This window comes from Corynebacterium sp. MSK047 (assembly GCF_030232285.1).
GTDB lineage: Bacteria > Actinomycetota > Actinomycetes > Mycobacteriales > Mycobacteriaceae > Corynebacterium > Corynebacterium jeikeium_D.
The window spans coordinates 37,849-63,040 of the sequence record NZ_JASPJI010000011.1; the positions used below are offsets into that span (position 1 = coordinate 37,849).

The following is a 25,192-nucleotide window of genomic DNA, read 5'->3' on the forward strand; positions in this document are numbered from 1 at the left end:
GAGACGGAGCGGCTAGAACAGCGAAAGCTGCTCTGGTCCTTCCAGTCCCTCCGAGTCATCCGAGTCCTCCGATCGCCCAGAGGAGTCTGCGCGGCCGCTATCCGCCGTGCGTTCGCTGCCATCGGTCTGAGCACCATGGGAAACGCGCTCACCGGTGTCAGTTTCGGAGGCTGCGTTCTCCGGGACGTCGTCAAGCGAAGGCGTTGGTGCTACGGCCTCACGCTCATACATTTCCTGCAGCTTCTCGGTCTTGGTAATGCGGACTAGCTCGGCGTAGATGACCAGCTTCATAGAACTATTGACCAGTGGCCCCAGCTGGGAAAACAGGACATCGACGTCGCCGTCAACCGCGAGGCAAGCGCGACGCAGGCTCTCCTCGGAAATAATCCAGCGAGAAGTTTCCGCGCAGGTTTCGCGGTCGCCGATGAAGTCCAACGCGAGGGCAACCTGGTTGCTGGCGACGCCATCCAATGTGGCAGCCAGGCGCTCGTTAGGTGCGGCACCCTTGAACAGGCGGGCAATCTGGACTGCCTCCGCCGTCGGCACCTGGCCAGCGGCATACTCAGCGATGAGTTCGGCCATGCGCTGAGCACCGACGTGCTGATCAGTCAGCCAAATGTCGTGCAAGGCATACATGATAGCCATGGCCTGCCAGGAGGCGTGCCCATGATAGAGAATGCCCAAGATGCCGGCCTGCTCCAGCAGCCAACCGACCATCGCTTCCCCATCGGCGCCATTGCGAGCGCAGAGGTTGTCGACATTCCAAGCCATATGCCCTTCGACGCAGCAGCCATAGAACTTCTGATCTTCCTCCAGCTGCGCGGCCAGTGACACTACTTCACGCGCGGCATACGGGTAGCCGTAGGCAAGGGTGGCATGCGACAGATCATCGACACCCATGGTCACCCACGGAAACTCGCCGTGCCACGGACCGCGACCAACGAGGAAGCCCGCCGCGAGATACGCCCATCGGGTCGAGGCATCAGCGTTGTACCAGTACTGCAGTGCGCGCGGCGTCGGATGCCCGCTGTCAGCGTGAATCAATCCCGCGTTGACCAGCATCTCCACAATCCAGGGCGCCGCGAAAGCACTCGCCCCTATTGACGCTGCGAAGTCCTGAATCCACAGCAGGCTCGATTCCTCATACATGTGCAACGGGTCCTTCAGACGTCCGTCGCCGCTGCCCGCAGCATCCATAAACGCCGAAGCAAACGCCACCGCAGCCACCGAAGCTTCGGTCAATTCCTTTGACTCCAGCGTTGCCGGGAAAGACTCCGTCGGATGCGGCTTCCGAATCGACCACATGTCGCCCTTGAGCGCCAACGCGACTGCGCCCACCAGGCGGGCAACCACTGTCGATTCGTTGCGTGCTTCCGATTCTTGCTCAAATGTCGGCATCGCCGGTTCTTCTAGCACAGTCAGCAGCAGACGCTCTTCGGCCCAGCGCACCGCGTCGGCACGTAGTTCAGACCACATATGGGAGGGCAAGTACTTCTCGTCGGTTGCCATCCAGCGCAGCTCATTGCGAATATCCACCGGAGCTGTCATCACCAGAGCCCGCACCTTCACCGGATCGCAGAGGAAGCCTGCAATGTGCTCCACCTGGCGAGCCTGCACATTCCGCACCGTTAAATCGCTGGCGTTCAGGGCTCGCGATGTGCCCTCTCCCGGCGCGTTATCCGGCTCCAGCCCCATGCGCTCCATACGGCGACTCAGCACATCCGCTGGCATATTCGCCACCAAGTCGGCGACGCGGAAGCTGAGGCTCGGTTCCGCCGGGAACACCTCCGAAATATGCGGCGGCACATGCCACACGCCCGCCGGCTCCTCCCACACGAGCCCCTGACGCTGGCCACGGCGTAGCACATGCTCAAGCTGCTGCTTGCCGACGCGACGACGCTTGCGGTCCACACCCTTCGGCGTATCGTGCGCCATCACGTCCGCATCCGATGCCCAATAAGCCACTTCCGTGAGGGTATCCAGCGATGCGGAATCCTCCAGGACATGAACTAAGTGAGCCACATCGAGAACATCGGGATCACAAAAAGACAGCGCTGTATGCGCTGAATCCTGTGACATCAGCAATTCCACCGCCTCTTGCCCAGCAGCTGAGGTGTCAGCTGCTGGGCACGTGCGGCTCAATAAAAAACGCAGGTCAGTGCCATCGAGGTTGAGGATGAAATCCTCATACCTAGGGCGTACCGAGTAATCGACGTTGCGTTCCATAGCCCACCATTATGCCCGGTCGCCGTGCTAAGACAAAGGCTGCACCCCGCTGCCACATATTCAGCCTTTCATCGAAGTTCGGCAGACCTCTGTCCGGTCTACTCGTGGTCGGGGTTCTCCTCACCCCAAAACACACGATTGACGACACGGCTGGAGTGACGAGTTAGACGCAAATAGTGCTCAATAAAACCGTTGGAATCCGATGCCTCCCACCCCGCCGCACCGGCGACCTGAGTCAACTGACGCCCCGGCTGTGGCAGCTGATCCGTGCGCTTACCACGGGTGAGCACCAGCGCGTTACGAGCATTCGTCGCCATCAACCAGGCATCCCGAAGTGCGTCGGTATCCTCCGCATCTAGAATTCCGCGGTCTTTCAGCACTTCCAGACACTCCAACGTCGAAGTGTTGTGCAACTCCGGCACCTCGTGGGCATGCAGCATGGTTAGCAGCTGCACAGTCCATTCAATATCGGTCAGTGCACCGGAACCGAGTTTGGTGTGGGTACGCCGATCAGCTCCGCGAGGCAGCCGCTCGGAATCAACACGCGCCTTCATACGACGGACATCGCGGACCATCTTAGCATCAGCTCCGCCCTGTGGGTACCTCAGCGGATCGATGGCCTTAAGGAAGCGGGTGCCCAGGTCTTTGTCGCCGGCAATCCAGGTAGCCCGTAGCAGTGCCTGAATCTCCCAGGTTTCACCCCAGCGCTCGTAGTAGGTCACATAGGAATCCAGGGTCCTGACAATCGGGCCCGAGCGTCCTTCTGGGCGCAGGTCCACGTCGACCTCCAATGGCGGGTCCTGGCTTGGCTTTGCCAGCCGACGACGCAACGAGTCACAAATCCTGGTTGCCCACTTGACCGCCTCGGAATCGTCGACAAGCGGCGCTCCATCGGCGTCCTTGCGGGGTTCACAGATGAACATCACGTCGGCATCGGAGCCGTAGCCCAGTTCAGCACCGCCGAGTCGCCCCATACCGATTACGGAGATAACGCCCGGGACCTCCGAGTCAGGATGCTCCAGCGACCACGCACGGATTTCGGCGGCCAGGGCAGCTTCGAGCACGTTGTCCCACACCATCGACAGAGAGTGACAGACCTCTTGCACATCCATCAGTCCGAAAAGATCCGCGGAGGCAATTCGCGCGAGCTCTGCACGGCGCAACGCACGTGCCACACCAATGGCCTTAGCTGGACTGTTGTGTCGGGCAGCCGCTGCGACCAGCGCACGCCCGACTGCATCGGAGTCGGTATTCAGAAGCTTCGGCCCAGATGCACCGTCGCCGAACCGTTTAATTACGTCCGGCGCACTCATAATCAGATCAGACGCGTACGGCGAAGAACCGAGCACACGCATCAGCCGTTGGCCGACGACGCCCTCATCGCGCAGCGTACGCAGGAACCACGTTTCGTCGTGGAGCTTCTCAGAGAGCTTGCGATAATTGAGCAGACCCGCGTCGGGGTCTGGCGTCGACGATAGCCACTCCATCAGCGTCGGTAGCAGCATCGCCTGAATACGCGACTTGCGCGAGGTGCCCGCCGCCAGCGCAGAAAGATGCTCGTAGGCGCGATCCGGGTACTGATAGCCCAGCGCGGCCAGCTGGCGCTTTGCCGCATCGGCCGATAGCTGCAGGGTTCCAATGTCCTGCTCCACCACGGAGTTCAGCAGTGGACGGTAGAAAAGCTTGTTGTGCAGGGAGCGGATCTGTGAGCTGGCCAGTCGAACCTGCTTGGCCAGCGGTTTGCTGGCATCGGTGCCGCCCTCACCGACGATGCCAGAGGCGCGACCGAGCCACTGAAGAGCTTCGGTGTCGTCGTCGGCAGGCAACAAATGCGTCCGCCGCATCTTTTGCAGCTGCAGGCGGTGCTCCAGCAGACGGACGAACTCGTAGGCGTTAATCAGCGCGGCACCGTCTTCGCGACCGATATAGCCAGCCTCGACAAGTGCGTCGAGTGCCATCACAGTTGGCAGCACGCGGAGGCTATCGTCATAGCGACCGTGAACCAGCTGCAGCAGCTGCACCGCGAACTCGACATCCCGCAGACCACCGCGACCGAGTTTGAGCTCTCGGTAGCGAAGCTCTTCGGGGACGTTTTGGACCACGCGGGCGCGCATGCGCTGAACATCATCGACGAAGGATTCCCGCTGAGAGGCGGTCCACACCATCGGGGCCAGAGCATCGATGTATTCACGGCCCAGCTCGACATCGCCCGTCATCGGACGCGCCTTCAGTAACGCCTGGAACTCCCAGGTTTCGGCCCAACGTTTGTAGTAGGCGACGTGGGAATCCACGGTGCGTACGAGTGCACCCGACTTGCCCTCCGGGCGGAGATTCGCGTCGACCTCAAAGAAGCAGTGACAAGAAATCCGGATAAATTCGCTGGCCAAACGGGTGGCTCGGGCATCCGCCGGCTCTGCGACGAATATGACATCCACATCGGAGATGTAGTTCAGCTCTTCCGCACCGCACTTACCCATGGCGATTACGGCCAGGCGTGTTGAGACCGGCGACGAAGGAAAGACCTGTTGCACCGCGACAGAGAGCGCAGCCGTCAACGCCGCATCCGCCAAATCGCTAAGCGCCTCCGAGACCTGACGGAATGGGACTTGTGGCTGTCCCGGACGGCGAGGACCCCGTGGGTACGTGCCAGCCAAGTCGTAGCACGCAATACGCATGATCAAGTCGCGGTAGGCGCACTGCATCGCAACTTCGGCCTCACGGCCGGTTAGCTTCGCACGGTACAAACCGGGGCCTTCAAGCGTGGCGGGCGCAACGACGGGGTTGCGATACTCGGGATCCTCCTGCTTTTCCAGACTGGCCTCATCAGTGAGTTCGATGACCTCGGGCACAGCCCCGACGCTGGAGAGCATCTCGCGGAACATGTCTGCCTCAGTTGGAAACTCAGCTTGGAGCAGAACCCACTTTTCTGGGTGTGCAACCAGGTGATCGCCCAGTGCACTCGAGCCGCCGAGCAGCGCAAACATACGCGTACGTAGCGGCACCTGCTCGCGCATGGCTTCATCGAGACCGGACCAGGTGGCCCAGTTCTCCAGCTTTCCCTGCTGCTCCAGCTCGTCGAGAGCGCCTTTCAGCCGCACTAGCGCCATAAGCGCCAGCTTGGGGTCGCTGGCTCCGGCAAGACCCCACAACAGATGTAGGGACTCCTCGTTGTACCACCCCAAATCTTCCAGGTCAGCCCGCGTCCGATCGTCGTTACGCAAGCCCAGCGCTGCGGGCCGCGGCACTGATTGGCGAGATGTGCGAGGTCGATTCATCACCATTGAAACTGGTCACCCAAAAAAACAAATTAAAGACGAAAAAGGAAGGGGGGGCGGTACGGGGAAACTAGTAATCCAGAGTTGTGCGCAGCTCCCACTGCGTCACCTGACGCTGGAACTCGCGCCACTCGCGCCACTTATTGAGCAGGAAGAACTCGTAGACATGGTCACCGAGAGCATCGGCCACCAGATCGGAGCGTTCCATCTCCTGCAGCGCCACCTCCAGGGATGTCGGCAAATCGCGGTAGCCCATCGCACGTCGTTCCCGCTTGGTCAACTCGGAGATGTTGTCCTCTGCCTGCTCCGGAAGCTGGTAACCCTCCTTAATTCCCTTCAAACCAGCGGCCAAAATCACCGAGTAAGCAAGATACGGGTTACAGGCCGAGTCCAAGGAACGAATTTCCACCCGGCGCGAATGTGCCTTACCCGGTGAGTACATGGGCACACGCACGAGAGCCGAGCGGTTGGCCATGCCCCATGTCGCGGACGTCGGAGCCTCATCGCCAAATGCCGTGCGCTTGTAGGAGTTGACCCACTGATTGGTCACAGCGGAAATTTCGCTGGCGTGAGTCAGAATGCCGGCAATGAAACCCTTTGCGGTGTCGGAGAGCTGGTTTTCATCATCCGGGTCGTGGAATGCATTAGTGTCCCCTTCAAAGAGGGAAATATGAGTGTGCATGCCATTGCCCGGCAAATCCTGGAAAGGTTTCGGCATGAATGTCGCCTGCACACCATTTTTCATTGCAATCTGCTTAATGATGTAGCGGAAAGACATCACGTTATCCGCCATAGTCAGCGGGTCAGCGTAGCGCAGATCGATTTCCTGCTGGCCCGGCGCGTTTTCGTGATGGGAGAACTCCACAGGGATTCCCATGTCTTCCAACACCGTGATCGCTTCTTGGCGAAAGCGCGGTGCGCGGTCGTAGACCGCCTGGTCAAAGTAACCGCCATTGTCCGTTGGCACCGGCGGCTTTCCATCAGTAGCCAGACTCTCTACGAGGAAAAACTCAATCTCCGGGTGGATGAACGCGTGGAAGCCCTCGTCGGCAAGCGCCTTAATCTGGCGGCGCAGCACCTGGCGTGGATCTGCCCACGACGGCTGCCCGTCGGGCATGACAATGTCGCAGAACATGCGCGCGGACGTGATTGTGTCTTCTTTATGTAGGCGCGGCATGACCTGGAACGTCGAGGGATCCGGCTGCGCAATGGTGTCAGCCTCGGAGACGCGGGAAAAGCCCTCTACCGCGGAGCCATCGAAACCGATGCCCTCTTCGAAAGAACCCTCGAGCTCAGCCGGTGCGACGGCAACGGATTTCAGATACCCCAAAATATCGGTAAACCAGAGGCGGATATAACGGATATCTTGCTCTTCGATTGCGCGGAGGACGAATTCCTGCTGACTGTTCATACTTTCCAACGTTACCCAGGTGCCCGGATTCGCGGTACACATTTTGACCATCCGGCGTGGCTAGCCAACTGCCGCGCCCGTGTCATAACCGCTGCCCTCGTGGCCTCGAATTGCGGGTGACTATGGCATGCTCTATTGACATGAGCGGAAAAAAGATTCGTCTGAATAATCTGGCCGAATGGAAGGCTGAGTCTCGCCCCTGGGCAATGCTGACTTGCTACGACTACTCCACCGCGCGCGCTTTTTCCGCCGCCGGTGTCGAGCTGCTGTTGGTCGGCGACTCTGCAGCAAACGTTGTCTACGGCTACGACACCACCACCGAGATCTCGCTGGAAGAAATGATCCCGCTTGCGCGCGGTGTCGTCCGGGGCGCTGGCAACGCACTTGTTGTTGCCGATCTACCCTTCGGCACTTACGAGGCCTCCGATGAGCAGGCCGTGCTGTCCGCCGCGAAGATGATGCGCGAAACCGGCGCACACATGATCAAGATCGAAGGTGGCGTTCGTATCGCTCCGCGCATCCGTGCGCTGGTCAACGCCGGCATTCCGGTCATGGCGCACATCGGTTTCACCCCGCAGTCCGTCAACGCGCTGTCCGGATTCAAGGTACAGGGGCGCGGTGCGGGGGCGGAACAGCTGCGTGCCGACGCCCATGCGGTAGCCGATGCTGGTGCCGCGGCCGTGGTCCTTGAGATGGTGCCTGCGGATCTGGCCACCGAGATTACCCGTGAGCTATCCATCCCAACCTGTGGCATTGGCGCTGGTAACCAGTGCGATGGCCAGGTTCTCGTCTGGCAGGATGCCTTTGCAGTTCCGGCCGATGGCCGCAGGCCGTCGTTTAGTTCGGTGTTCGAAGAGGTCGGCGAGATGCTGACCAAGGGAGCGAAGCAGTATGTCGACCAGGTGCACTCCCGCGAGTTCCCTACTGAGGCGCAGAACTTTTCGGGTTAGCTCTTCGATTCGGGGGTAGAATTAGTGGTTATGGCATCTAAGTCTGGTTCTAAGTCCAAAACTCCAACTGCGGCGTTGGAGGTGGAATCTAAGTTCTCAGCTACCCCAGAAGTGGTAGCCCCATCGTTCGATTTCGTTCCACAGGTTGGCTCCACCACCACTGAGGTGCGAAATCTCTCCGCGATTTACCTGGACACGGCGGACCTGCGTCTGACCCGGTCCAAGCACACTCTGCGTCGCCGAACGGGCGGCCCCGATGAGGGGTGGCATCTGAAGGCGCCGGGTACCGGCGGTCGCCTCGAATATGGCGTCGGCCTGGAAGAGGGCTCTGTTAACGGTGAAGGCCGCGATGCTGACTACATCGTGCCTACCGAGTTGCTTGCTCCCGTGCGCGCAATTGTGCGCAATCACCCGCTGCAACCAATCGCGCAGGTAGACAATGAGCGCCACGTCACCACGGTGTTTGCCCTCGATGGCACGCCCATGGCGGAGTTTGCGGATGATCACGTCACGGCGACTTCCTTCCTCGATGGCGGCGAAACCACTACCTGGCGTGAGTGGGAGATTGAGCTGCTCGGGGATTGGGCAAATCACCCGGACGGTAAGGCCGTAATGGCAGCGATGTCCAAGGTCGCTGAGGTGGCTGGCGCCGTGCCGTCGGAAAGCCCTTCGAAGTTGGCGACGGCGTTGGGTGACTCCATCGACTCCGCTCCCCTGCCGCCGGTTCCAGCGAAGCTGCCGAAGGGCACTCCGGGGCGCACTGTGGTCGATGCGCTGGCCGCTAACGTGGCCAAGATGGTCGAGTACGACCCGAAGGTACGCCGCGATGAGTTTGACTCGGTGCATCAGATGCGCGTCGCCACTCGTGAGCTACGCAGTCACATGCAGACCTTCCACGGCATTGTTGTGGGCGATAAGGTCGCTGAGCTGGAAAGCAACCTCAAGCAGCTGGCGGGTGTTCTCGGCGTGGCTCGTGACGCTGAGGTCGTCGCTATGCGCTGGGAAGAGCTGCTGGCCAATCGCGAAAGCGCCGCTTTGGGCGAGGAGCTGCGCGCGAACCTTGTCGAGGATGTCCAGAAGGACTACGAGCGCGCCCATCACCGCGTTATTCTCGCGCTGAATTCCGGCGAGTACCTGCAACTTCTCGACGATCTCGATGAGTTCCTCGCCAATCCGCCAATTGCCGCAAATGCGGACGAGGCCGAGGCTGGGGAAAAGAAGTCTAAGAAGAAGGATGATTCGCTTGTCGACGGAGCGGAGAACGCAGACTCCGAGGATACGTCGGCAGCTGGTTCCGAGGTCGCGGCTGAGGCTGATACTGCAGCCGCCGATGCAGCAGCTTCCACAACCTCAGACAAGGCCGCACCGGAGAAGGTAGCGGCCCCGAAGGAACTCGACACCACTGCGGTGCTGCTCGATCACCTGCGCAGCGCGTTTTCGAAGTTCCGTCGTCGCCACAACCTGGTACTCGATGGCCGAGAGGATGCTGACCTTCCAGAGGCAGATTTGGACGAGCGTTACCACGATGTCCGCAAGGCTGCGAAGAAGCTCCGCTACAGCGCGGAAGCTGCTCAGAACGCGGACCTGCCGACCGAGAAGCTCTATGCTGCCTGCAAGAACCTGCAGTCGGTTCTCGGTGACTTCCAGGACACCTGTACTGCGCGCGACTTCGTGCTGGCTCGCGCGAAGCGTGCCTCCCGTGCGGGCAGGGACACGTTCGGCTACGGCGTGCTTTACCAGATGGAGTACTACGACGGCCTGAAGGCCCTGACTGAGTACGACGATGCCGTGGCAAAGGTTTTCAAGGCCTTCCGCAAGATGGAAAAGAAGATTAAGAAGGGCAAGAAGGCCTAAAGGCAAAGCCTTATTTCTCAGCTACGCCCCAGTCGTCATCTTCTTCATCCCAGTCGTCGGCCGCCTTGTTGCGCTCGGCGACTTTTTCCATGGCAGCGCGGGCTTCCTCTTCGGAATCGTAGGGGCCCATTCGGTCGTCCCAACCGGTTTTCTTCCCCTGAAACACCGTGCCCGTCGACGGCTGGTAGTACCACTTACTGCTGTTGTCGCTCACGATTTTTCTCCTCTTCCACATCGAGAACATGTCGAGTTATCAAGCGGTTCTGCCACCGCCAACTCCACAGATAAGCAAACTTGCAGAGAGGCAACCATTTGACTGCCATGTGCGCTGCGGCGACATAAAATCCCAGTATATAGGTTTGTCACTGTCCCCCGACCCGGGTATTATCGACGGAATTGTTCACCTTAGAACACAAGCGTTGAACGCGAACACTGCACACCAGCACTATGAGTCCGATCTCTGGAGAGGTTTCACCCATGCCCGCCGCACCCGCTGTCGTAAACGACGTCTTCGATGCCGTCGGTTCAAATGCTTCAGTTGCATACGCCCCGGGTTCCATCAACCTGTTGGGTGAGGACTGCGCGTCCTCCGGCGGCATGCTCCTAGCCACCGCCATTCCGGCCTATGCTGCGGTCGGTATCGAGGAAATCGACGAGCAGCAGCTCATTGTCGTGTACAAGCGCGAAACTACCAAGATGGATTTCCCGGATAGCGTCCCCGCCGCTTTTTCTCAGGTGCCGACCGCTGTCGCGGCTGCCATTGTCGCATTGCAACACTCGCTGCATCTCGTTCCGCGCAACAGCAACGGCCTGAAGGTCACCATTGCCTCCACTATCGCGCCAGGTCGCGGTTTTGGAGAAATTCCGGCAATTCAGTGTGCCCTCGCACTGGCTCTCAACGCGCGTTTTGGCGACCGCGATGATGTGCCCACCCGCACGCGTATTGCCACCGCTATCCACGAGACCATGGTGCAGATTAAGGGACAGTCGTGGCCGCTGTACCCCTACACCACGGCACTGCGCAGCCGCCCGGACAGCCTGCTGTGCATCAACCACTCCGATGAGGCAGTCACGCAGACGGCGTTCCCGCAGTCGTTGGCGCTGACTGTCGCTTACTCCCCCGATGTCACCGGCGGTTCGCCCGACGAGGAGCGCTACGAGTTCTTCCAGCAAGCCTGCGCCGCTTTTGGCGTGCCGACTCTCGCTAGCCTCCCCGACTCACAGGAGCGGGTCGCGGACTGGGTGCGTGCTCGTCACGAGGTGCATCCGGACGACGAAGACATCCCCACCATCGGCCGTGCCATTCAGTGGCTTGACGAAGCCGACGCATCCTCCGACCGTGCCCGCGCAGTCATCGGCCACATCCGTCACAGCGATATTCAAGCAGCCATCGCAGGGGTTTCGCGCGATGTCAGTGAGCGTGGCTCCGCGCCGTCGGCAAGCTCTGTGCTGGGGCAGATTTCCGAGCTGACCGACACTATTGACTGCGAGAAGATTGCCCGTTGTGCGCCATGCCCGGGTGCGTCGCTGGTGATGTGGTCCCACGTCGACGACGCCGATCGGATTGCCTCCGCGCTTAACGACGGCGGTTCCGAGACCATCCGTGTGGAGAACACTGCGGCCGGCGCGGTGGTCGAGTAATGAAGCTTGTGTGAACGAGTCGGCCTATGAGCCGGATTCTGTCCCTCGGCGCTCCTTTCGGAAAGCGCCGGGTGGCGATCATCCATCTCGGTCTGCCATTGCTGACAGCCTGAAGCAGCACACCCGCGAGTATCGGACGGGCAGCCCTCAAACACTCGCGCACGCGCACGACGAAGCATGCGCGATTTTGCCTTGCTCCTGGTGGGGTTTACCTAGCCGGTGCAATCACTTGCCCCGCTGGTGCGCTCTTACCGCACCTTTTCACCCTCACCGAATCTCCACAGCTTTACGTCAAAGACATCGGCTGTGCGCCCGGCGGTCTATTTTCTGTGGCACTATTCCCGCAGGTCACCCTGGGTTGCTGTTAGCAACCACCATGCCCAGTGGAGTCCGGACTTTCCTCGACAGCGGCCTGGACACACTCTGTAAAAGAGGCGTCCGGTTCCGTTAACTGCCGCGATCACCCGGCCGGCTCGCTCGAATGGTTAGTGTACCCGCCACAACCGCAATTCAAATAACCCGCCGTGCTCGGCTGCTAACCACGCAGGTAGCTGGTGTCGTTAATCAGCCGCACTGATGTCGGCCCATCTGCGTAGAACTCCGCGATGGAGAGGCTGGCCAGGTCCAAGTGCAGGCGAGTGAAGATTTCAAAGCCGCAGCCGAGCCCCTGGCGCAGCAGCGACTTGATTGGCGTGACATGGCTGACTACCAGCACATCCGAGGCACCGAATTGTTGAGCGATGCGCTCACGCGCGGCGCTCACTCGGCTATCGACCGTGCGGAAATCCTCCCCCTCCGGTGGCGCCACGGCCGGATCCGCAAGCCAGGAACTGTGCAGCTCAGGGGTGGCGTTGTGAGCCTCGGAGAAAGTCATGCCCTCCCACTGCCCAAAGTCGGTCTCGCGCAGATCCTCTTCAAGGTGGATGTCCAGCCCGAGCGCTTTGGCTGCCGCCTCTGCTGTCTGCTGTGCACGACGCTGTGGAGAGGCCACAATCGCCGAGAAACTCATGTTGCCGCTATCGACCAGCGCCGCCAGGTGACGTGCTGCCACTTCCGCTTGCTGTCTGCCCACCTCTGTCAGGTCGGGGTTCGAACGGCTTCCCGAGTACTCCCGGCGAATCGACATTGGCGACTGCCCATGGCGCAGCAGCACCAACCGCGTGGGATCCGTAGTCGCCCCCGTCCAGCCCGGCGCGCTATCGCGCTTGTCTGCAGCCTGGCTCATCTACTTGCCTTTCACCGCTCCCAGCGTTTCCGCACGCACAATCATCGCGCCGCATTCAGGACAGAACGTCACTTCTTCCGGCGCGAGCGTGGTGAATTCATGCACGGTTCCGACATCGAGCTCCATGAAGCAGGATCCGCAGGTGCGTCCGTTCAGGCGTGCAACGGGGATGCCGTTAGCAAGCGCTAGACGACGGTAAAGCTTGGCTGCCGAACCATCAATAAGCTTGTCAGCCTCTTCGATTCGGGTCTCAGCGATGGAAATGCGCGCAATGAGGTCAACCTCGGCGTCGTTAAGCCTTTGCTTGGCAGCGACGATGTCATCGTGCGCCTCATCGGCGTCGTATTCGTGCTCAGCGTCGACCTGATAGGCCTCCTGCATGCGCTCATACTGCTGGAGTTCCTGTTCAGCGCGTTCGCGGCGCCGCTTGGTGGAGCGCAGGTCGTGTTCGAGGTCACGGCGCGTGGATGCGTCTTCTGCGGCACCGAGCGACAGACGGTCTGCCTTTTCGCGGGCCTTCAGCTTGTTGATGTCCGATTCCAGCTTGGCAATATCGCGGCCGATATCGGAGGCGCTGAGCTTGGAGCGCGCTGCCTCACTGGCCTGACGGCTGTGCTTTTTGCGCAGCTCCTGCAACTCGGCACGCTCGGGCAGAACGTTCTGGCGGGCGGTGAGCCCATCCAACAGAGTTTGGTTTTCCGCCTTTTCCAACATCGCCACTTGGATTTGTGGACTAAGCCTCATGGTCTTCACTTCCTTGCCTGTGTCGACGATTCTGCCACTGTCCAGGGATCGGTGCGCACCTCAAGGACCTCGGTCGCGACCCCGAGCCTCTCGGCCAGCATGTCTGCGGCCTGGTAGCACCAGGGGAACTCGCTGGCCCAGTGAGCCGTGTCCACCACGCAGAAGTCCGCGGTCCGCAGTGTCTCATCGACAGGATGATGCCGCAGGTCAGAGGTAACGAACGCATCGACGCCCATCTTTGCCACAGTGTCCAGGAAAGAGTCACCTGAACCAGATGCGACGGCAACCGTGCGAATCATCCGCTCCGGATCGCCTGCGCCACGCACGCCCCATGCCGTTGCGGGCAGGCGCTCAGCCACACGGGCGACGAAGTCCTTAAATGGCATCGGCGTATCCAGCGTGCCCACTCGTCCAATGCCCACAGCCTGCTGCGGATCCAAGCCGGTAGCCTGATTGTCCACGATGTCGAAGGCAGGCTCCTCATACGGATGCGCCGCAACGAGAGCCTTGACAATCGCCGCGCGCACGGACCGTGGCGCGACCATCTCCAGGCGTACTTCCTCGACATACTCAATCTGCCCCTCGGCACCGATGAAGGGATTCGCCCCGCTCAGCGGGCGGAACTGGCCGCGGCCGTTAATGCGAAACGCACAGCTGTCGTAGTCGCCGATAGTGCCCGCGCCCGCCTCAAACATGGCTTGCGCGACCTTATCGACGTGATCTGCCGGAACCTTCACTGTCCAGGTATCCAAGCCGGGAGCCGGCTGCGGAGCTAGCGGCGCACCCGGTTCAACTCCGAGCACCGTGGCCAACTGGTCGTTGACACCCGGTCGGGCGCTGTCAGCGTTGGTGTGCGCTGCAAAAAGAGCTACACCTGCCCGAATCAGCTTATGAATAATCCGACCCTTCGGTGTATCCGCCGCCACGGAATTCACACCACGCAGAAGCAGCGGATGGTGCACAACGAGCATCTGAGCACCGGAGGCAATCGCGCGATCTGCAACCTCGTCAGTGCAGTCCAGCGCCAACGCGATGCGACGCACCTCATCCTGCGGGTCACCGCAGATCAGGCCAACTTTATCCCAGCTCTCCGCCAGTGCCGGCGGGTAGGCCGCGTCCATCGCCGCACGCACGTCGGCAACGGTCACCACCGTGTTATTGCCCTCGGCACGGGTCTGCGCAGAGTCCGTCATACATCCATCCCTTCAACATGCATTTCTCTCCAGCTTCTCTTCCAGCGTAGTGAACTCTGCCCCGACCCATCAGTTCTGCGACAGCAAATCCGCTACTTCCGCAATGAGCCGCCGCACACTTGTCTCGTCTCGCACAGCCAGCCGCCACCACGAACCGTCCAAACCGGCGAAGGTGTCGCAACGCCGCACGGCTACTCCACGCGCAGCGAGCCGCTGTCTCAGACGCTCGTGCTTGACGACGTCAACCTCCGCAGCGCCCGGACCATCATGCGTGCTCAGGGCAACCCCCGGGCGTGCCAGCACAAAGGGAGCCTTGGAATCCAACACCTGCCAGCCGGCGGCTACTAACAGCTGTGTCATAGCCTCGCGCTGCTGACCAATCTCAGCGCGGATTTGTGGCAACAGCTCTGCCTCGCGACGCGCGATTGCCGCCATAGCGGTAAGTTGCAGCGTGCCCAGTGGCCAGTGCGGACGCAGTCGCCCCAACTTCGCCAGGAGCTCAGGGGTTCCCAGTGCGTAACCACAGCGCAGGCCTGCGATTGCCCAGGTCTTAGTCATGCTGCGGAAAACGATGACATTATCGGGGATGCTGTTCGCTTCCCCCGGCCTGCAATCGGCTAACGAGCACCGCCGAATAATCTCACCATCGGCGACGTCCATAAATGCCTCATCCACGACCAAGATCCCACAACGGCTGGCGAGCCCCCGCAGGTCATCCGCTGAATGAGCAACGCCGGTGGGGTTAGTCGGATTGCCGATGATGACCATCCGACCGTCAAGCTGCTGGGAATGCGGGAAGGAGGCGTTCTCGTGGACGTCGGCAAGCGTAGGCGTGAGCGTGTACGGCGACGGCAGTACCAGCGAATCCACCCCGACTCCCGCGGCGTGGAACGCGGCTTCAGGTTCGGTGAACTGCGGCTGGACAATGGTGGCGGGCAAGCCCAGGTGTGGCAAGAGCGAAAAGCCCTCGGCGACGCCGTGGAGAAGCAGTACCTCGTCGGCGCTGCGATTGTGGTTGGCGGCAATGGCAGCGCGGACGTCGGCATCGAGCTGCGCAGACGGATACGCGGCAACTTCTCCGAGGGACGTGGCCAGCGAGTCCTGCAGCCACTGCGGTGTGGTGCCGTGAACATTGACGGCAAAGTCCAGGTCAGCGCCATGGGCGGCCTGATCGCCGTGATAGCGCAGCGGGTCGTCTAACATGCCATCCAGCCTAATGACCTTTTAGGATGAACAATATGTCCACTGGCCATCGCCCCACTGTCCTTATTGATGTCGACGGCACCATCGCCGATTCTCTCCCCGCAATCGCACATGGGTTCCGCCTTGCATTGAAGGCAATTGACCACCCACTTCCGCCCGAGAGCTTTATCAACACGATCCCCGGCCCGCCAATGGTGGAGACACTCGCATCCCTCGGACTTTCCGACGAACAAGTCGACCGAGCCTTCGCTGTGTATATGGAGCATCAACACGCCGGTGCTTGGCAGCGTGCCGAGATGTTCCCCGGCTGGCCGGAGCTCCTGCGCGATTGGCGGGCAGCTGGTGTCCAACTAGCCACTGCGACTTCCAAGGGCGAGTACTTCGCCCGCAAGACCCTGGACAATTTCGGGCTTCTCGACGCCTTTGACTTCATCGGCGCCGCCAGCGACGACGGCTCACGACAGACAAAGACTGAGGTCATTGAGTACACGCTCAAGGAGTTGGGCATTGAAACCGATGAAGCAGCGCGCCCGCGTGGTTCGGCCGTAATGGTTGGCGATCGCATCCATGATTTTGAGGGCGCCGCACAGTTCGGTATCCCCGCTATCGCTGTTAAATGGGGCTACGGCTCGGAATCTGAGTGGGCATCGGCTGCGGCGGTGGCGTCCTCGCCTGGGGACCTGAATCGTGTTGTGCGGGAAATGTTGTATCTTTAAGACTCGTCAACGATTAGTGACAATCCTATTTTTATTTTCCGAGAAGTTTGGTTTTGCCTATTATGCTTATGAACTCGTCGCATCGTACTGAGTCCGTGTACGTCGTGTTTGTCTGCTCCGGAAATATCTGCCGCTCCCCCATGGCTGAAATCATCGTCCGTGACGCGGTTGAAGCCAATGCGCTTGCCGACGATGTCCTGCTCGCCTCCTGCGGAATCGGCGGCTGGCATGTCGGCGAACCCGCCGACGAGCGAGCGCAAGCCGAGCTGGAAAATGCTGGCTACGATCCGAACCACACCGCGGCACAGCTGGGCGATGAGCACATGGATGCAACGCTTTTCATCGCCATGGATGAATCGCACATCAATGGTCTACTCCACGCTGGCGTGCCAAAAGAGAAGATTCGCCTGATGCGTTCCTTCGACCCGGCATCCCCGAAGGGGGCCGTCGTGGCCGATCCTTACTACGGAGGTCCGGAGGGATTCGTCCGCACTCGAAACGAAATTGAGGCCGCGACGCCGGGAATCATCGCATGGTTGCGTGAGACTCTGGCGCTGGCCTCTGAGCGCTAAGGTTTCAAAACAACCTTTTCTTTTGTTTTGCTGGCATTGCCCCGGTTTCGAAACGCCCAAATCTTATTCAAGATGAAGTTAGCGGGCGTGCCCAAAATAACGCCGATAAGGTTTGCCCAGTAGAGGCGGTTTCTAAAGCCGGTGGAGTCGTCGAAAATATCCACCGGCAGTGCCAGCGGCGAGGTGGGGTTAGTCAGCAGCGTGATGACAACCAGGTTCACAATCAGCGCTGAGATACCTGCAAATAAAAACGGGAAGAACTGCCTAAACCAGTTCGGGCGATTGTCAGTTCGGAAGGTCCAGGACCGGTTGAGCTGGAAGTTCCAGATGTTAGCCACGACAAACGCCAGAGTTGCATAGACGTGGGAGTAACGGATATTCCACCGCGTTCCGAACAGGTTCATAAACACGTCATGCTCATTGGTGCCCAGACTGAGGCCCAACTTGCGGGCAATAATCACGACAATCAGGTTGACAACCACACCTGTGCCGCCGACCAGACCGAACTTGATGAACTGGCGCGAGACTGTGCTGAAGCGGCGTGAAGGCGAAGATTTCGCTGTTTGCGTGCCCACCACGACACCTCTCTTTCCATCTATCCCCGGGTAGATTCCCCGTCAAATACGCTCAAACAACTTTACCCGAAGTTCACTCAATCTCCGCACCGCCAACCACCAGCCGCTCTAGTGCCATCCACACCACCGGGTAAGCTCAATGAATGTGTTTAAGAATGTGCGCCAGTTTCTGACCCCTGGATGGGTTCTCACTGCCATTGTCGCCATTGCGTTTTCCTATCTCGCATTTACTGTTCTGGCTCCGTGGCAGTTGGGTAAGAACACCGCGACGCAGCATCGCAATCAGCAGCTTGAGCACTCATTCGAGCTCGACCCCGTAGATGTCAATGAGCTAATGCCCAAGGGCAAAGGATTCGTCGAGGGCAACGAATGGCGTCGCGTTACCGCCACCGGGTCCTTCCTGCCGGATACACGCGTGCTATTGCGTAACCGTCCGGTCAATGGAGCCCCCGCCGTCCAGGTACTCGATGTCTTCGTCGCTAACAATGGCGAAAACTACCTGGTCAACCGCGGCTTTGTACGCCCGACAGACTCCAGCACCCCCAATGTTGAGCCAGCCCCGAAGGGCACCTTGACTATCTCGGCCTTTACCCGCCGAAACGAGATTCCCGCCGAGACCGCCCCAATCCCCGGCACCCCGCCGCAGGTCTACGGAATCAACACCAAGGAAGTGTCCGAGCTAGTCGACACCGAACTCAACCCCGATTGGCTTCAGCTCTCGGACAAATCCGATGCCGTCATCGAGGCCATTCCACTGCCCACTCTGGAGTCCGGCCCCTACCTCTCCTACGGCATTCAGTGGATCTTCTTCGGCGCTCTCGTACCGCTGGCCGTCGTCTGGTTCATTCGTGCTGAAATCGTCGAGCGCAGACGAGACCGCGCGGAGCAAGAGGAGATGGCTAAGAACCTCCGCGATGCCGAAGCCGCGGAACCAGTAGATGACGCTGATGACTCTGAGGACGCAACACCCGAATCGGACGATGCCACCACTCCCACTCCTCCGCAGGCTAAGTCCGAAGAGGATCGCGCCGCCGAGCTGCACCGCCAGCGCATGGCGCAACGCTACGGCAACACTGGCCACCGCGCCGCAGGTTACCGCGACAACCGATACGACGAACGCTTCTAGCTCGCAGCTCGCGCCTTCGCGTGCCGGACGCATCCGGCCACAACCACAGCTCCCGCACAGCTGAGCGCAACAATATTTTGCACTCGCTTGCTCAGCTCAGCCGCACGCCGAACATCTGCCACCGCAGGTCTCCGACCACTGCCCAGCACTGGGCGCATCTCCACACCGCTGGGATACACCGTCTTACCACCCAGCTGCAGCCCCAGCGCGCCTGCAGCGCTCGCCTCCACGACGCCTGCGTTCGGGCTTGGGTGGTTGCCGGCGTCTCGTCGCCACGCTGCCAATGCTTGACGACGATCCGGACCTGCAACCACAGTTGCGACAGCTGTAAGTCTCGCGGGGAGGAACCCGGCGACGTCGTCAAGCCGTGCACTAGCCCACCCGAACTGGCGATAGCGAGCGTTGCGGTACCCCACCATCGCGTCGAGGGTATTGGCCGCTCGATGAGCGACCACACCAGGAGCTCCTGCAATGGCACCCCACATGAGAGTGCCGGTGACGGCGTCGGAGGTGTTTTCGGCGAGCGATTCAACGGTGGCTCGGGCGATGCCATCAGCGTCGAGGGATTCCGGATCACGCGAGCACAGCCACGGCACTAGCGCACGAGCGGCATTGATGTCGCCGGAGGTGAGTCGGTCGGCCATGCGTTCACCAGTGCGGCGAAGAGTGGTGCCACCAAGCGACGCCCACGTGACAGCAGCCAGCGTGAGGCTCGGAGCAACTGTGCTGGCCGCAGCGGTTAGCGCTACCGGTGTGGCCACGGCGATGGTGGTGAAAGCTACACCGCACCCTTTGGAGTCGGCGTAGATTCGGCGCTCAAGCTTGCTGACAGCCTGCCCGTAGAGGGCCACCGGATGGTGATTGGTGGGATCTGCGAAAATGCGGTCAAGCGCATATCCTGCAGCGATGACTGCACCGCGTCGCCAGAGGCGTCGACTTCTGGCTTTTATACGCAATTTAATCGAACTGTCCCTGCAGAACGGCTACGACATCGAGCGGAGTGACATGTGCTGCCGGATGACGGTGCGAAGATGCAGCCATCAAGGTGTAATCACAGGTGTGCCGGATACCGAGTAGGTGCCCAAACTCGTGTGCAAGCGTGCTGCGAATTGCATCAGGATAGAGTGTGGAAGTAACGAAAACCGTCATTTCTTTACTAATTTCCGATGCAGAAGCCAAAACGTGCGAGTTCGGCTTAGGCACGTAGCGAACGCTCACGGTATCCGAATCAGCTTTGTCTTTGGTCACTTCCCGGAGCACGACCTTGCCACCGAGCTTTTCATTCCACTCTTGGGCAGCAGCGTCCAGCTGCGCGCGGTACGGAAAGTCTGGAGCAACAACGTAGTCCAGGGTGCCGTCGGCAAGGTAGGAAGGCATCTTGTCGGAGAGATGGAGAATCGATGGATCCTCCACCGGCTCGCCTGCATTTGCGGCTTTGACCATTGCCTTACAGGTGGCAGCGTCGATTACTGGTTTACCGTCTCCTCCAATTGCGTAGGCCTGTGGGCCCGCAAGTAGAGATCCGGCAACAATGATGGTTACTAGCGATTTGGTAAAACGCACAGACCGGGAGTTTAGCACAAACAAAAATCCGCCCGGTTTCTCCATTACGAGAATCCGGACGGATTATGACTGTGCGGCGAGAGGGTTTCGAACCCCCGACCGCTGGTGTGTAAAACCAGAGCTCTACCGCTGAGCTATCGCCGCGCTGCTGCGAAACTTTAACACACGGCAAACATAGATTGCCAATTTCGCACTACACACAGCGTTTATCCAGTTTATTTAAGCAGACTTTCTCAACGACGACAGCCCGCCTCACGGCAGCCCTACCCAGCAACAGCTCAGCTAGTGGCCAAATTTAGCTGATTAGCTAAAGCCAATCAGCTAGAACCGGCTAGCTAGAGCGCTGCACCAGGCAATTGCCCTGCCAATCCCCCAGACGAAGCGCCGAGGTATTGGAGAAACCAGCAAGCTGTGCGGACTCATCAATCACGCCAGGATCAATGGCACCCGGCTGACCAGCACCCGGCGTGAGCAACCAAACGCGGCCTTCATCCTCCAAAGGGCGGGAAGCATCCACAAGACCATCGACCAAGTCGCCGTCTTCTTCACGCCACCACAGCAATACGACGTCGACAACCTCATCCGTGTCTTCGTCGAGCAGGTCTGCATCCAGGAAATTCTCGACCGACTCACTGATTGCTGAGTCACAGTCCGTATCCCAGCCAACCTCCTGGACTAGCTGACCTTCCTTGATGCCGAGCCTGCTCGCATATTCATGAGCAGCGCCTGTGGCGTTGACCACTTCCCTTTTCCTCCTCTAGAAAAAATATTCAGCTCGATTTTTCGAGCTATGTGGGGAAATTTTACCGCTCAAATACATTTTTCACAGCTGCAAAATAAGAATTTCCCCAAAAAGGTGCAGTTTTCGCAGTGTTCTTCGCAATGTTCGTCGTAAAGCGGAGCGGATTGTTCGGTGAAAGCGTGTGCAAGAAACGGCTAGGGGCACAACAAACGATTCAGACGTAGAGTGGAGAAAAATAACCTTTGCCTTTCCTTCAGGGACTGAAAGGAGCTCACAATGTCCGATACCTCGTCGGGTACGCCACAAGCCCACTCTGATGAGTCAAACTTTGCCCTTATCCGTGATGGGGTCGCCTCCTATCTCACGGATGCAGATCCTGAAGAGACCAAGGAGTGGCTTGAGTCTCTCGACGGACTGTTAGAAGAGGCAGGTCCGGAGCGCGCACGTTTCCTCATGCTGCGGCTGCTGGAACGTGCCACGGCAAAGCGCGTGGCTCTACCGCCGCTGACCTCGACAGACCTCGTCAACACCATCCCAACTGAGATGGAGCCAGAATTCCCAGGCGATGAGGACATTGAGCGCCGCTACCGCAAGTGGATTCGCTGGAATGCGGCAATTATGGTCCATCGCGCACAGCGTCCGGGTATCGGCGTGGGCGGACATATCTCCACCTATGCGGGCGCCGCACCGCTTTACGAGGTCGGCTTTAACCACTTCTTCCGCGGCAAAAACCACCCAGGCGGCGGTGACCACGTCTTCTTCCAGGGCCACGCTTCGCCGGGTATGTACGCCCGCGCATTCCTAGAGGGGCGTCTGACCGAAGAGGACCTCGACGGTTTCCGTCAGGAAGTCTCCCTCGGCAAGAGCAAGGGCCTTCCCTCCTACCCGCACCCGCATGGCATGCCAGAATTCTGGGAGTTCCCGACGGTGTCCATGGGCCTTGGTCCGCTCAACGCCATCTACCAGGCACGCTTCAACCGCTACCTGCATGACCGCGGCATCAAGGACACCTCCCAGCAGCACGTTTGGGCCTTCCTCGGTGACGGCGAAATGGACGAGCCGGAATCTCGTGGCGCCATTCAGCATGCGGCGCTGAACAACCTGGATAACCTGACATTCGTCATTAACTGTAACCTGCAACGCCTCGACGGTCCGGTGCGCGGCAACACCAGCATCATCCAGGAGCTGGAGTCGTTCTTCCGCGGCGCTGGTTGGAATGTCATCAAGGTCGTTTGGGGCCGCGAGTGGGACGAGCTCTTCGCTAAGGACAAGGACGGCGCACTAGTCGACCTGATGAATAAGTTCTGCGATGGCGACTACCAGACGCTGAAGGCTAACAACGGCGCTTGGGTGCGCGAGCACTTCTTCGGCCGTGACCCGCGCACTGCCAAGCTGGTCGAGGACATGACCGACGAGGAGATTTGGAACCTCCGTCGCGGTGGCCACGACTACCGCAAGATTTACGCTGCCTACAAGAAAGCCTTGGAGACCAAGGATCAGCCGACCGTCATTCTGGCGCACACGGTTAAGGGCTATGGCCTCGGCCATAACTTCGAGGGCCGCAACGCGACCCACCAGATGAAGAAGCTGACGCTCGATGATCTGAAGCTTTTCCGCGATAACCAGCGCATTCCGATCTCCGACGAGGAGCTGGAGAAGGATCCCTACCTGCCGCCGTACTACAACCCGGGCACAGAGTCCGAGGAAGTGCAGTACATGCTGGAGCGCCGCAAGGAACTCGGCGGTTTCGTGCCGGAGCGTCGCACTAGCTACGAACCACTGACAACGCCAAAGCCGGAAACCCTGAAAAACCTCCTCAAGGGATCAGGTAAGCAAAAGGTTGCCACCACTATGGCGACGGTGCGTGTTTTCAGGGACCTGATGCGCGATAAGGATCTCAAGGACCGCTTCGTGCCTATCATCCCTGATGAGGCCCGCACCTTCGGCATGGACTCCTGGTTCCCGACGCTGAAGATCTACAACCCGCACGGCCAGAACTACACTCCGGTCGACCATGAACTGATGCTGTCCTACAAGGAAGCGAAGGACGGTCAGATTCTGCACGAGGGCATTTCCGAGGCGGGCTCTGTGGGGTCGTTTACCGCTGTCGGCTCGGCGTACGCCACCCATGGCGTGGCCATGATTCCGCTCTACATCTTCTACTCGATGTTCGGTTTCCAGCGCACGGCTGACTCCATCTGGGCTGCCGGTGACCAAATGTCCCGCGGCTTCCTACTCGGCGCCACCGCCGGTCGCACGACGCTGACAGGTGAAGGCCTGCAGCACATGGACGGTCACTCCCAGCTGCTGGCAGCTACGAACCCGTCCGTGGTCTCCTACGACCCAGCATTCGGCTACGAGATTGCTTACATCGTCTGCGACGGTATCGACCGCATGTATGGTCCGGAGCGCGGCGAAGATGTCATTTACTACCTGACTATCTACAATGAGCCGACTTCGCAGCCGGCTGTCCCAGAAGATCTCGATGTCGAGGGGCTGCTTGGCGGTATCTACCGCTTCCGCAAGGCTGAGGGCGACAAGCATGTCAACCTGCTGGCTTCCGGCATTGGCATGCAGGAGGCGCTGCGTGCCGCAGACATCCTGGAAGACTACGGCGTGGCTTCCTCGATTTACTCGGTGACCTCGTGGAATGAGCTGGCTCGCGATGGACACGAGCGTGACACTGAGCGTCTGCACAACCCGGCTGAAGAGGTCGAAGACGCCTTCGTTACCCGCCAGCTGTCCGACACCGATGGGCCATTCATCGCAGTGACTGACTTCCAGCGTGCGGTCCCGGAGCAGATTCGCAAGTGGGTTCCAGGTGACTACACCGTCCTCGGCACCGATGGCTACGGCTTCTCGGATACCCGTCCGGCCGCTCGCCGCTACTTCAACTCCGACGGCGAGTCAGTCGCTGTTGCGGCCCTGGCCGCACTGGCACGCGCTGGCAAGCTCGACAAGAGTGTCGCCCAGGAAGCAGCCGAAGAGCTGCAGATTACCAATCCAACCGCAACCGCTCAGGACGCTGAATAATGACCTCTAGCCTTGGAGATCAGCTCAGCGCCCTACTGGGCACACAGGTCACCGGAGCCGGTGACGCTGACGATGCCTCACCCAATGCAGCGAACGCGGGTTCGAAGAAGGGTTCCGCCGACGCTGACCTGCCCGCAGGTCTTCACGGAGAGGTCGCGGCAATCGTCAAAAAGATGGCTAACGACGAGGTGGAGTCCCTGGAGCTCTCCACTTCGCTGACCGACTACGGCTTTGACCGCTTGAGCGTCGTAGAGTTGGCCGTCCGCTGTGAGGAAGAGCTGGGAGTCCGCATTGAGGACGAGGATATTTCCTCGTTTAAGACCCTTGGCGATGTAGTTGACTACATCGCCGCCCGGCGCGGGTAGAGCTGCAGCACGTTAGCTGCCTCTACCCCACCGAAGTCTGCGTTGCCAGCGGTCGAGTTGCCGCTGGCACTGTCGGGCCCGGCAGGGGTGGACGTCGTAAAGCACTCTTCGGGGGCGTAGCCTGCCGTCATCATGCGCATCGGCTCTAGCACGCGGTCCCACGGCCCGCCGATGGCCGCGTCGAGGGCGCCTGCGATGTCGCCGCCGCGTGCCATGATGGAACGCAGCGCGTCTTCGTTGACCACGATGTTTCCGGCGGCATCGGTCTGTCCGGCGAAAGTCCCCAGCTGCGGGGTATGGCAGTAGCGCATGCCATCGATGGCGTAGCCGTCATCATCCACGGCTGGGTCTTGCGCCAGCTCGAAATAGAGGCGCGGCCACCTAGCCAGGTTGTCCACCAGTGTGGCGATGGTGTCAGCACTTGCAGTGAAAGGCACCTCGGCGCACAAAGTGGCATCCTGGTCGGTCGCACGCCAAATATCCCGGCCTGGCTTAGTGCCATCGGGCATGCTGAGTCGGGCCAGCGCCCACGTGATGTGTGGTTGCAGCGGCCCTGGCATGCTGTGAATCCACAGGACGCCTGAAAGTTGGGTGCGCATAGACGAAGGTCCTCGGAAAAGTTGCGGTCAATTGGTGTAAGACGAGATTCGTCTTCCCCTACGAACTCATCCAACGACACTTGCCACACTGCAGAAAAAGCACTGCGGTAAAACAACACTTCTGAGGTTTGCGTTGCACGTGTTTATGATTGTTATTTCCGAGACGGCTGCTGGCAACC

The 25,192-nt window shown here is 60.0% G+C and carries 20 protein-coding genes, 1 tRNA gene, 1 other RNA gene and 1 pseudogene; 8 read left to right on the forward strand and 15 right to left on the reverse strand.

Annotated elements, in window-relative coordinates; all coding sequences use genetic code 11:
- Window positions 1-12: 12 nt before the first annotated feature.
- The 3 genes from QP981_RS05890 to QP981_RS05900 all read right to left on the reverse strand — a co-directional run bounded on the left by QP981_RS05890 (window position 13) and on the right by QP981_RS05900 (window position 6,912).
- Window positions 13-2,226 carry a hypothetical protein gene (locus tag QP981_RS05890; protein WP_070603015.1) on the reverse strand — a complete coding sequence of 738 codons (2,214 nt, stop codon included), beginning with the start codon at window positions 2,224-2,226 and terminating at the stop codon, window positions 13-15.
- A 98-nt stretch (window positions 2,227-2,324) separates the two neighbouring features.
- On the reverse strand, window positions 2,325-5,507 hold the full coding sequence (locus QP981_RS05895) for a bifunctional [glutamine synthetase] adenylyltransferase/[glutamine synthetase]-adenylyl-L-tyrosine phosphorylase (protein WP_070595652.1): 3,183 nt from the start codon (window positions 5,505-5,507) through the stop codon (window positions 2,325-2,327).
- Between the two features lie 64 nt (window positions 5,508-5,571).
- Window positions 5,572-6,912: a glutamine synthetase family protein gene (locus QP981_RS05900; RefSeq protein ID WP_005511085.1), complete on the reverse strand. Its 1,341-nt coding sequence runs from the start codon at window positions 6,910-6,912 to the stop codon at window positions 5,572-5,574.
- A 140-nt stretch (window positions 6,913-7,052) separates the two neighbouring features.
- On the opposite strand from QP981_RS05900, the gene panB reads away from it, so the two are divergent.
- Window positions 7,053-7,862: a 3-methyl-2-oxobutanoate hydroxymethyltransferase gene (gene panB, locus QP981_RS05905; protein ID WP_101687482.1), complete on the forward strand. Its 810-nt coding sequence runs from the start codon at window positions 7,053-7,055 to the stop codon at window positions 7,860-7,862.
- A gap of 30 nt (window positions 7,863-7,892) precedes the next feature.
- Complete coding sequence (locus QP981_RS05910) at window positions 7,893-9,716, forward strand: CYTH and CHAD domain-containing protein (RefSeq protein WP_070546228.1); 1,824 nt, start codon at window positions 7,893-7,895, stop codon at window positions 9,714-9,716.
- 10 nt (window positions 9,717-9,726) lie between these two features.
- On the opposite strand, the gene QP981_RS05915 is transcribed toward QP981_RS05910, so the two are convergent.
- Entirely contained in the window at window positions 9,727-9,930 is a 204-nt protein-coding gene (locus QP981_RS05915; RefSeq protein ID WP_016423068.1) for an SPOR domain-containing protein, read from the reverse strand.
- 263 nt (window positions 9,931-10,193) lie between these two features.
- Here QP981_RS05915 and QP981_RS05920 point away from each other — a divergent pair, with 263 nt between their 5' ends.
- Window positions 10,194-11,357, forward strand: coding sequence for a galactokinase family protein (locus QP981_RS05920; protein ID WP_070438627.1), 1,164 nt, complete (start codon window positions 10,194-10,196; stop codon window positions 11,355-11,357).
- An 11-nt stretch (window positions 11,358-11,368) separates the two neighbouring features.
- On the opposite strand, the gene rnpB is transcribed toward QP981_RS05920, so the two are convergent.
- The 5 genes and pseudogenes from rnpB to QP981_RS05945 form a co-directional block, all read right to left on the reverse strand.
- Window positions 11,369-11,833, reverse strand: an RNA gene (rnpB, locus tag QP981_RS05925) — RNase P RNA component class A.
- A gap of 59 nt (window positions 11,834-11,892) precedes the next feature.
- Window positions 11,893-12,558, reverse strand: a pseudogene (locus tag QP981_RS05930) (histidine phosphatase family protein); the annotation flags it as partial.
- A gap of 24 nt (window positions 12,559-12,582) precedes the next feature.
- On the reverse strand, window positions 12,583-13,326 hold the full coding sequence (locus QP981_RS05935; protein ID WP_049189597.1) for a zinc ribbon domain-containing protein: 744 nt from the start codon (window positions 13,324-13,326) through the stop codon (window positions 12,583-12,585).
- A 5-nt stretch (window positions 13,327-13,331) separates the two neighbouring features.
- Window positions 13,332-14,519: a Nif3-like dinuclear metal center hexameric protein gene (locus tag QP981_RS05940; protein ID WP_069359217.1), complete on the reverse strand. Its 1,188-nt coding sequence runs from the start codon at window positions 14,517-14,519 to the stop codon at window positions 13,332-13,334.
- Between the two features lie 69 nt (window positions 14,520-14,588).
- Window positions 14,589-15,722 (reverse strand): aminotransferase class I/II-fold pyridoxal phosphate-dependent enzyme, encoded by a 1,134-nt coding sequence (locus QP981_RS05945; protein WP_070603008.1) that lies wholly within the window; start codon window positions 15,720-15,722, stop codon window positions 14,589-14,591.
- Between the two features lie 35 nt (window positions 15,723-15,757).
- Between QP981_RS05945 and QP981_RS05950 the strand changes: the two genes are divergently transcribed.
- Window positions 15,758-16,438, forward strand: a complete 681-nt coding sequence (locus tag QP981_RS05950) for an HAD hydrolase-like protein (RefSeq protein WP_070603006.1) — start codon at window positions 15,758-15,760, stop codon at window positions 16,436-16,438.
- Window positions 16,439-16,506: 68 nt separating this feature from the next.
- A complete protein-coding gene (locus QP981_RS05955; RefSeq protein WP_369707166.1) occupies window positions 16,507-17,010 on the forward strand; it encodes a low molecular weight protein-tyrosine-phosphatase in 504 nt (167 codons plus the stop codon).
- Here the strand turns inward: QP981_RS05955 and QP981_RS05960 are convergent.
- Entirely contained in the window at window positions 17,007-17,588 is a 582-nt protein-coding gene (locus tag QP981_RS05960) for a GtrA family protein (RefSeq protein WP_042388795.1), read from the reverse strand. The two genes, QP981_RS05955 and QP981_RS05960, sit on opposite strands and share 4 nt — an antisense overlap.
- Before the next feature lie 136 nt (window positions 17,589-17,724).
- Between QP981_RS05960 and QP981_RS05965 the strand changes: the two genes are divergently transcribed.
- Window positions 17,725-18,711, forward strand: coding sequence for an SURF1 family cytochrome oxidase biogenesis protein (locus QP981_RS05965; protein ID WP_049170162.1), 987 nt, complete (start codon window positions 17,725-17,727; stop codon window positions 18,709-18,711).
- On the opposite strand, the gene QP981_RS05970 is transcribed toward QP981_RS05965, so the two are convergent.
- The 4 genes from QP981_RS05970 to QP981_RS05985 form a co-directional block, all read right to left on the reverse strand.
- Window positions 18,708-19,667 carry a cobalamin biosynthesis protein gene (locus QP981_RS05970; protein ID WP_246824243.1) on the reverse strand — a complete coding sequence of 320 codons (960 nt, stop codon included), beginning with the start codon at window positions 19,665-19,667 and terminating at the stop codon, window positions 18,708-18,710. The two genes, QP981_RS05965 and QP981_RS05970, sit on opposite strands and share 4 nt — an antisense overlap.
- Window position 19,668: 1 nt before the next feature.
- Window positions 19,669-20,274: a zinc metalloprotease gene (locus tag QP981_RS05975; protein ID WP_141698021.1), complete on the reverse strand. Its 606-nt coding sequence runs from the start codon at window positions 20,272-20,274 to the stop codon at window positions 19,669-19,671.
- 72 nt (window positions 20,275-20,346) lie between these two features.
- Window positions 20,347-20,418, reverse strand: a tRNA-Val gene (locus tag QP981_RS05980).
- A 187-nt stretch (window positions 20,419-20,605) separates the two neighbouring features.
- Window positions 20,606-21,016 (reverse strand): DUF3052 domain-containing protein, encoded by a 411-nt coding sequence (locus QP981_RS05985; RefSeq protein ID WP_005511050.1) that lies wholly within the window; start codon window positions 21,014-21,016, stop codon window positions 20,606-20,608.
- A 276-nt stretch (window positions 21,017-21,292) separates the two neighbouring features.
- On the opposite strand from QP981_RS05985, the gene aceE reads away from it, so the two are divergent.
- Both aceE and QP981_RS05995 read left to right on the forward strand, forming a co-directional pair.
- Window positions 21,293-24,049: a pyruvate dehydrogenase (acetyl-transferring), homodimeric type gene (aceE, locus tag QP981_RS05990; RefSeq protein WP_284857630.1), complete on the forward strand. Its 2,757-nt coding sequence runs from the start codon at window positions 21,293-21,295 to the stop codon at window positions 24,047-24,049.
- On the forward strand, window positions 24,049-24,414 hold the full coding sequence (locus QP981_RS05995; RefSeq protein ID WP_083276308.1) for an acyl carrier protein: 366 nt from the start codon (window positions 24,049-24,051) through the stop codon (window positions 24,412-24,414). Before aceE ends, QP981_RS05995 begins: the two co-directional genes overlap by 1 nt.
- Here QP981_RS05995 and QP981_RS06000 read toward each other — a convergent pair.
- The gene (locus QP981_RS06000; protein ID WP_284857631.1) at window positions 24,390-25,013 is read right to left on the reverse strand and encodes a DUF3145 family protein; all 624 of its coding nucleotides are present in this window, start codon (window positions 25,011-25,013) and stop codon (window positions 24,390-24,392) included. The genes QP981_RS05995 and QP981_RS06000 overlap by 25 nt on opposite strands.
- Window positions 25,014-25,192 lie beyond the last annotated feature (179 nt).

Coding starts and splice junctions, on each gene's coding strand:
- QP981_RS05940 (WP_069359217.1), bottom strand. CDS start 14,519: ATGACGGACTCTGCGCAGACCCGTGCCGAGGGCAATAACACGGTGGTG.
- QP981_RS05995 (WP_083276308.1), top strand. CDS start 24,049: ATGACCTCTAGCCTTGGAGATCAGCTCAGCGCCCTACTGGGCACACAG.
- QP981_RS05920 (WP_070438627.1), top strand. CDS start 10,194: ATGCCCGCCGCACCCGCTGTCGTAAACGACGTCTTCGATGCCGTCGGT.
- QP981_RS05935 (WP_049189597.1), bottom strand. CDS start 13,326: ATGAGGCTTAGTCCACAAATCCAAGTGGCGATGTTGGAAAAGGCGGAA.
- aceE (WP_284857630.1), top strand. CDS start 21,293: ATGTCCGATACCTCGTCGGGTACGCCACAAGCCCACTCTGATGAGTCA.
- panB (WP_101687482.1), top strand. CDS start 7,053: ATGAGCGGAAAAAAGATTCGTCTGAATAATCTGGCCGAATGGAAGGCT.
- QP981_RS05895 (WP_070595652.1), bottom strand. CDS start 5,507: ATGGTGATGAATCGACCTCGCACATCTCGCCAATCAGTGCCGCGGCCC.
- QP981_RS05945 (WP_070603008.1), bottom strand. CDS start 15,722: ATGTTAGACGACCCGCTGCGCTATCACGGCGATCAGGCCGCCCATGGC.
- QP981_RS05965 (WP_049170162.1), top strand. CDS start 17,725: ATGAATGTGTTTAAGAATGTGCGCCAGTTTCTGACCCCTGGATGGGTT.
- QP981_RS05950 (WP_070603006.1), top strand. CDS start 15,758: ATGTCCACTGGCCATCGCCCCACTGTCCTTATTGATGTCGACGGCACC.
- QP981_RS05910 (WP_070546228.1), top strand. CDS start 7,893: ATGGCATCTAAGTCTGGTTCTAAGTCCAAAACTCCAACTGCGGCGTTG.
- QP981_RS05890 (WP_070603015.1), bottom strand. CDS start 2,226: ATGGAACGCAACGTCGATTACTCGGTACGCCCTAGGTATGAGGATTTC.
- QP981_RS05955 (WP_369707166.1), top strand. CDS start 16,507: ATGAACTCGTCGCATCGTACTGAGTCCGTGTACGTCGTGTTTGTCTGC.
- QP981_RS05900 (WP_005511085.1), bottom strand. CDS start 6,912: ATGAACAGTCAGCAGGAATTCGTCCTCCGCGCAATCGAAGAGCAAGAT.
- QP981_RS06000 (WP_284857631.1), bottom strand. CDS start 25,013: ATGCGCACCCAACTTTCAGGCGTCCTGTGGATTCACAGCATGCCAGGG.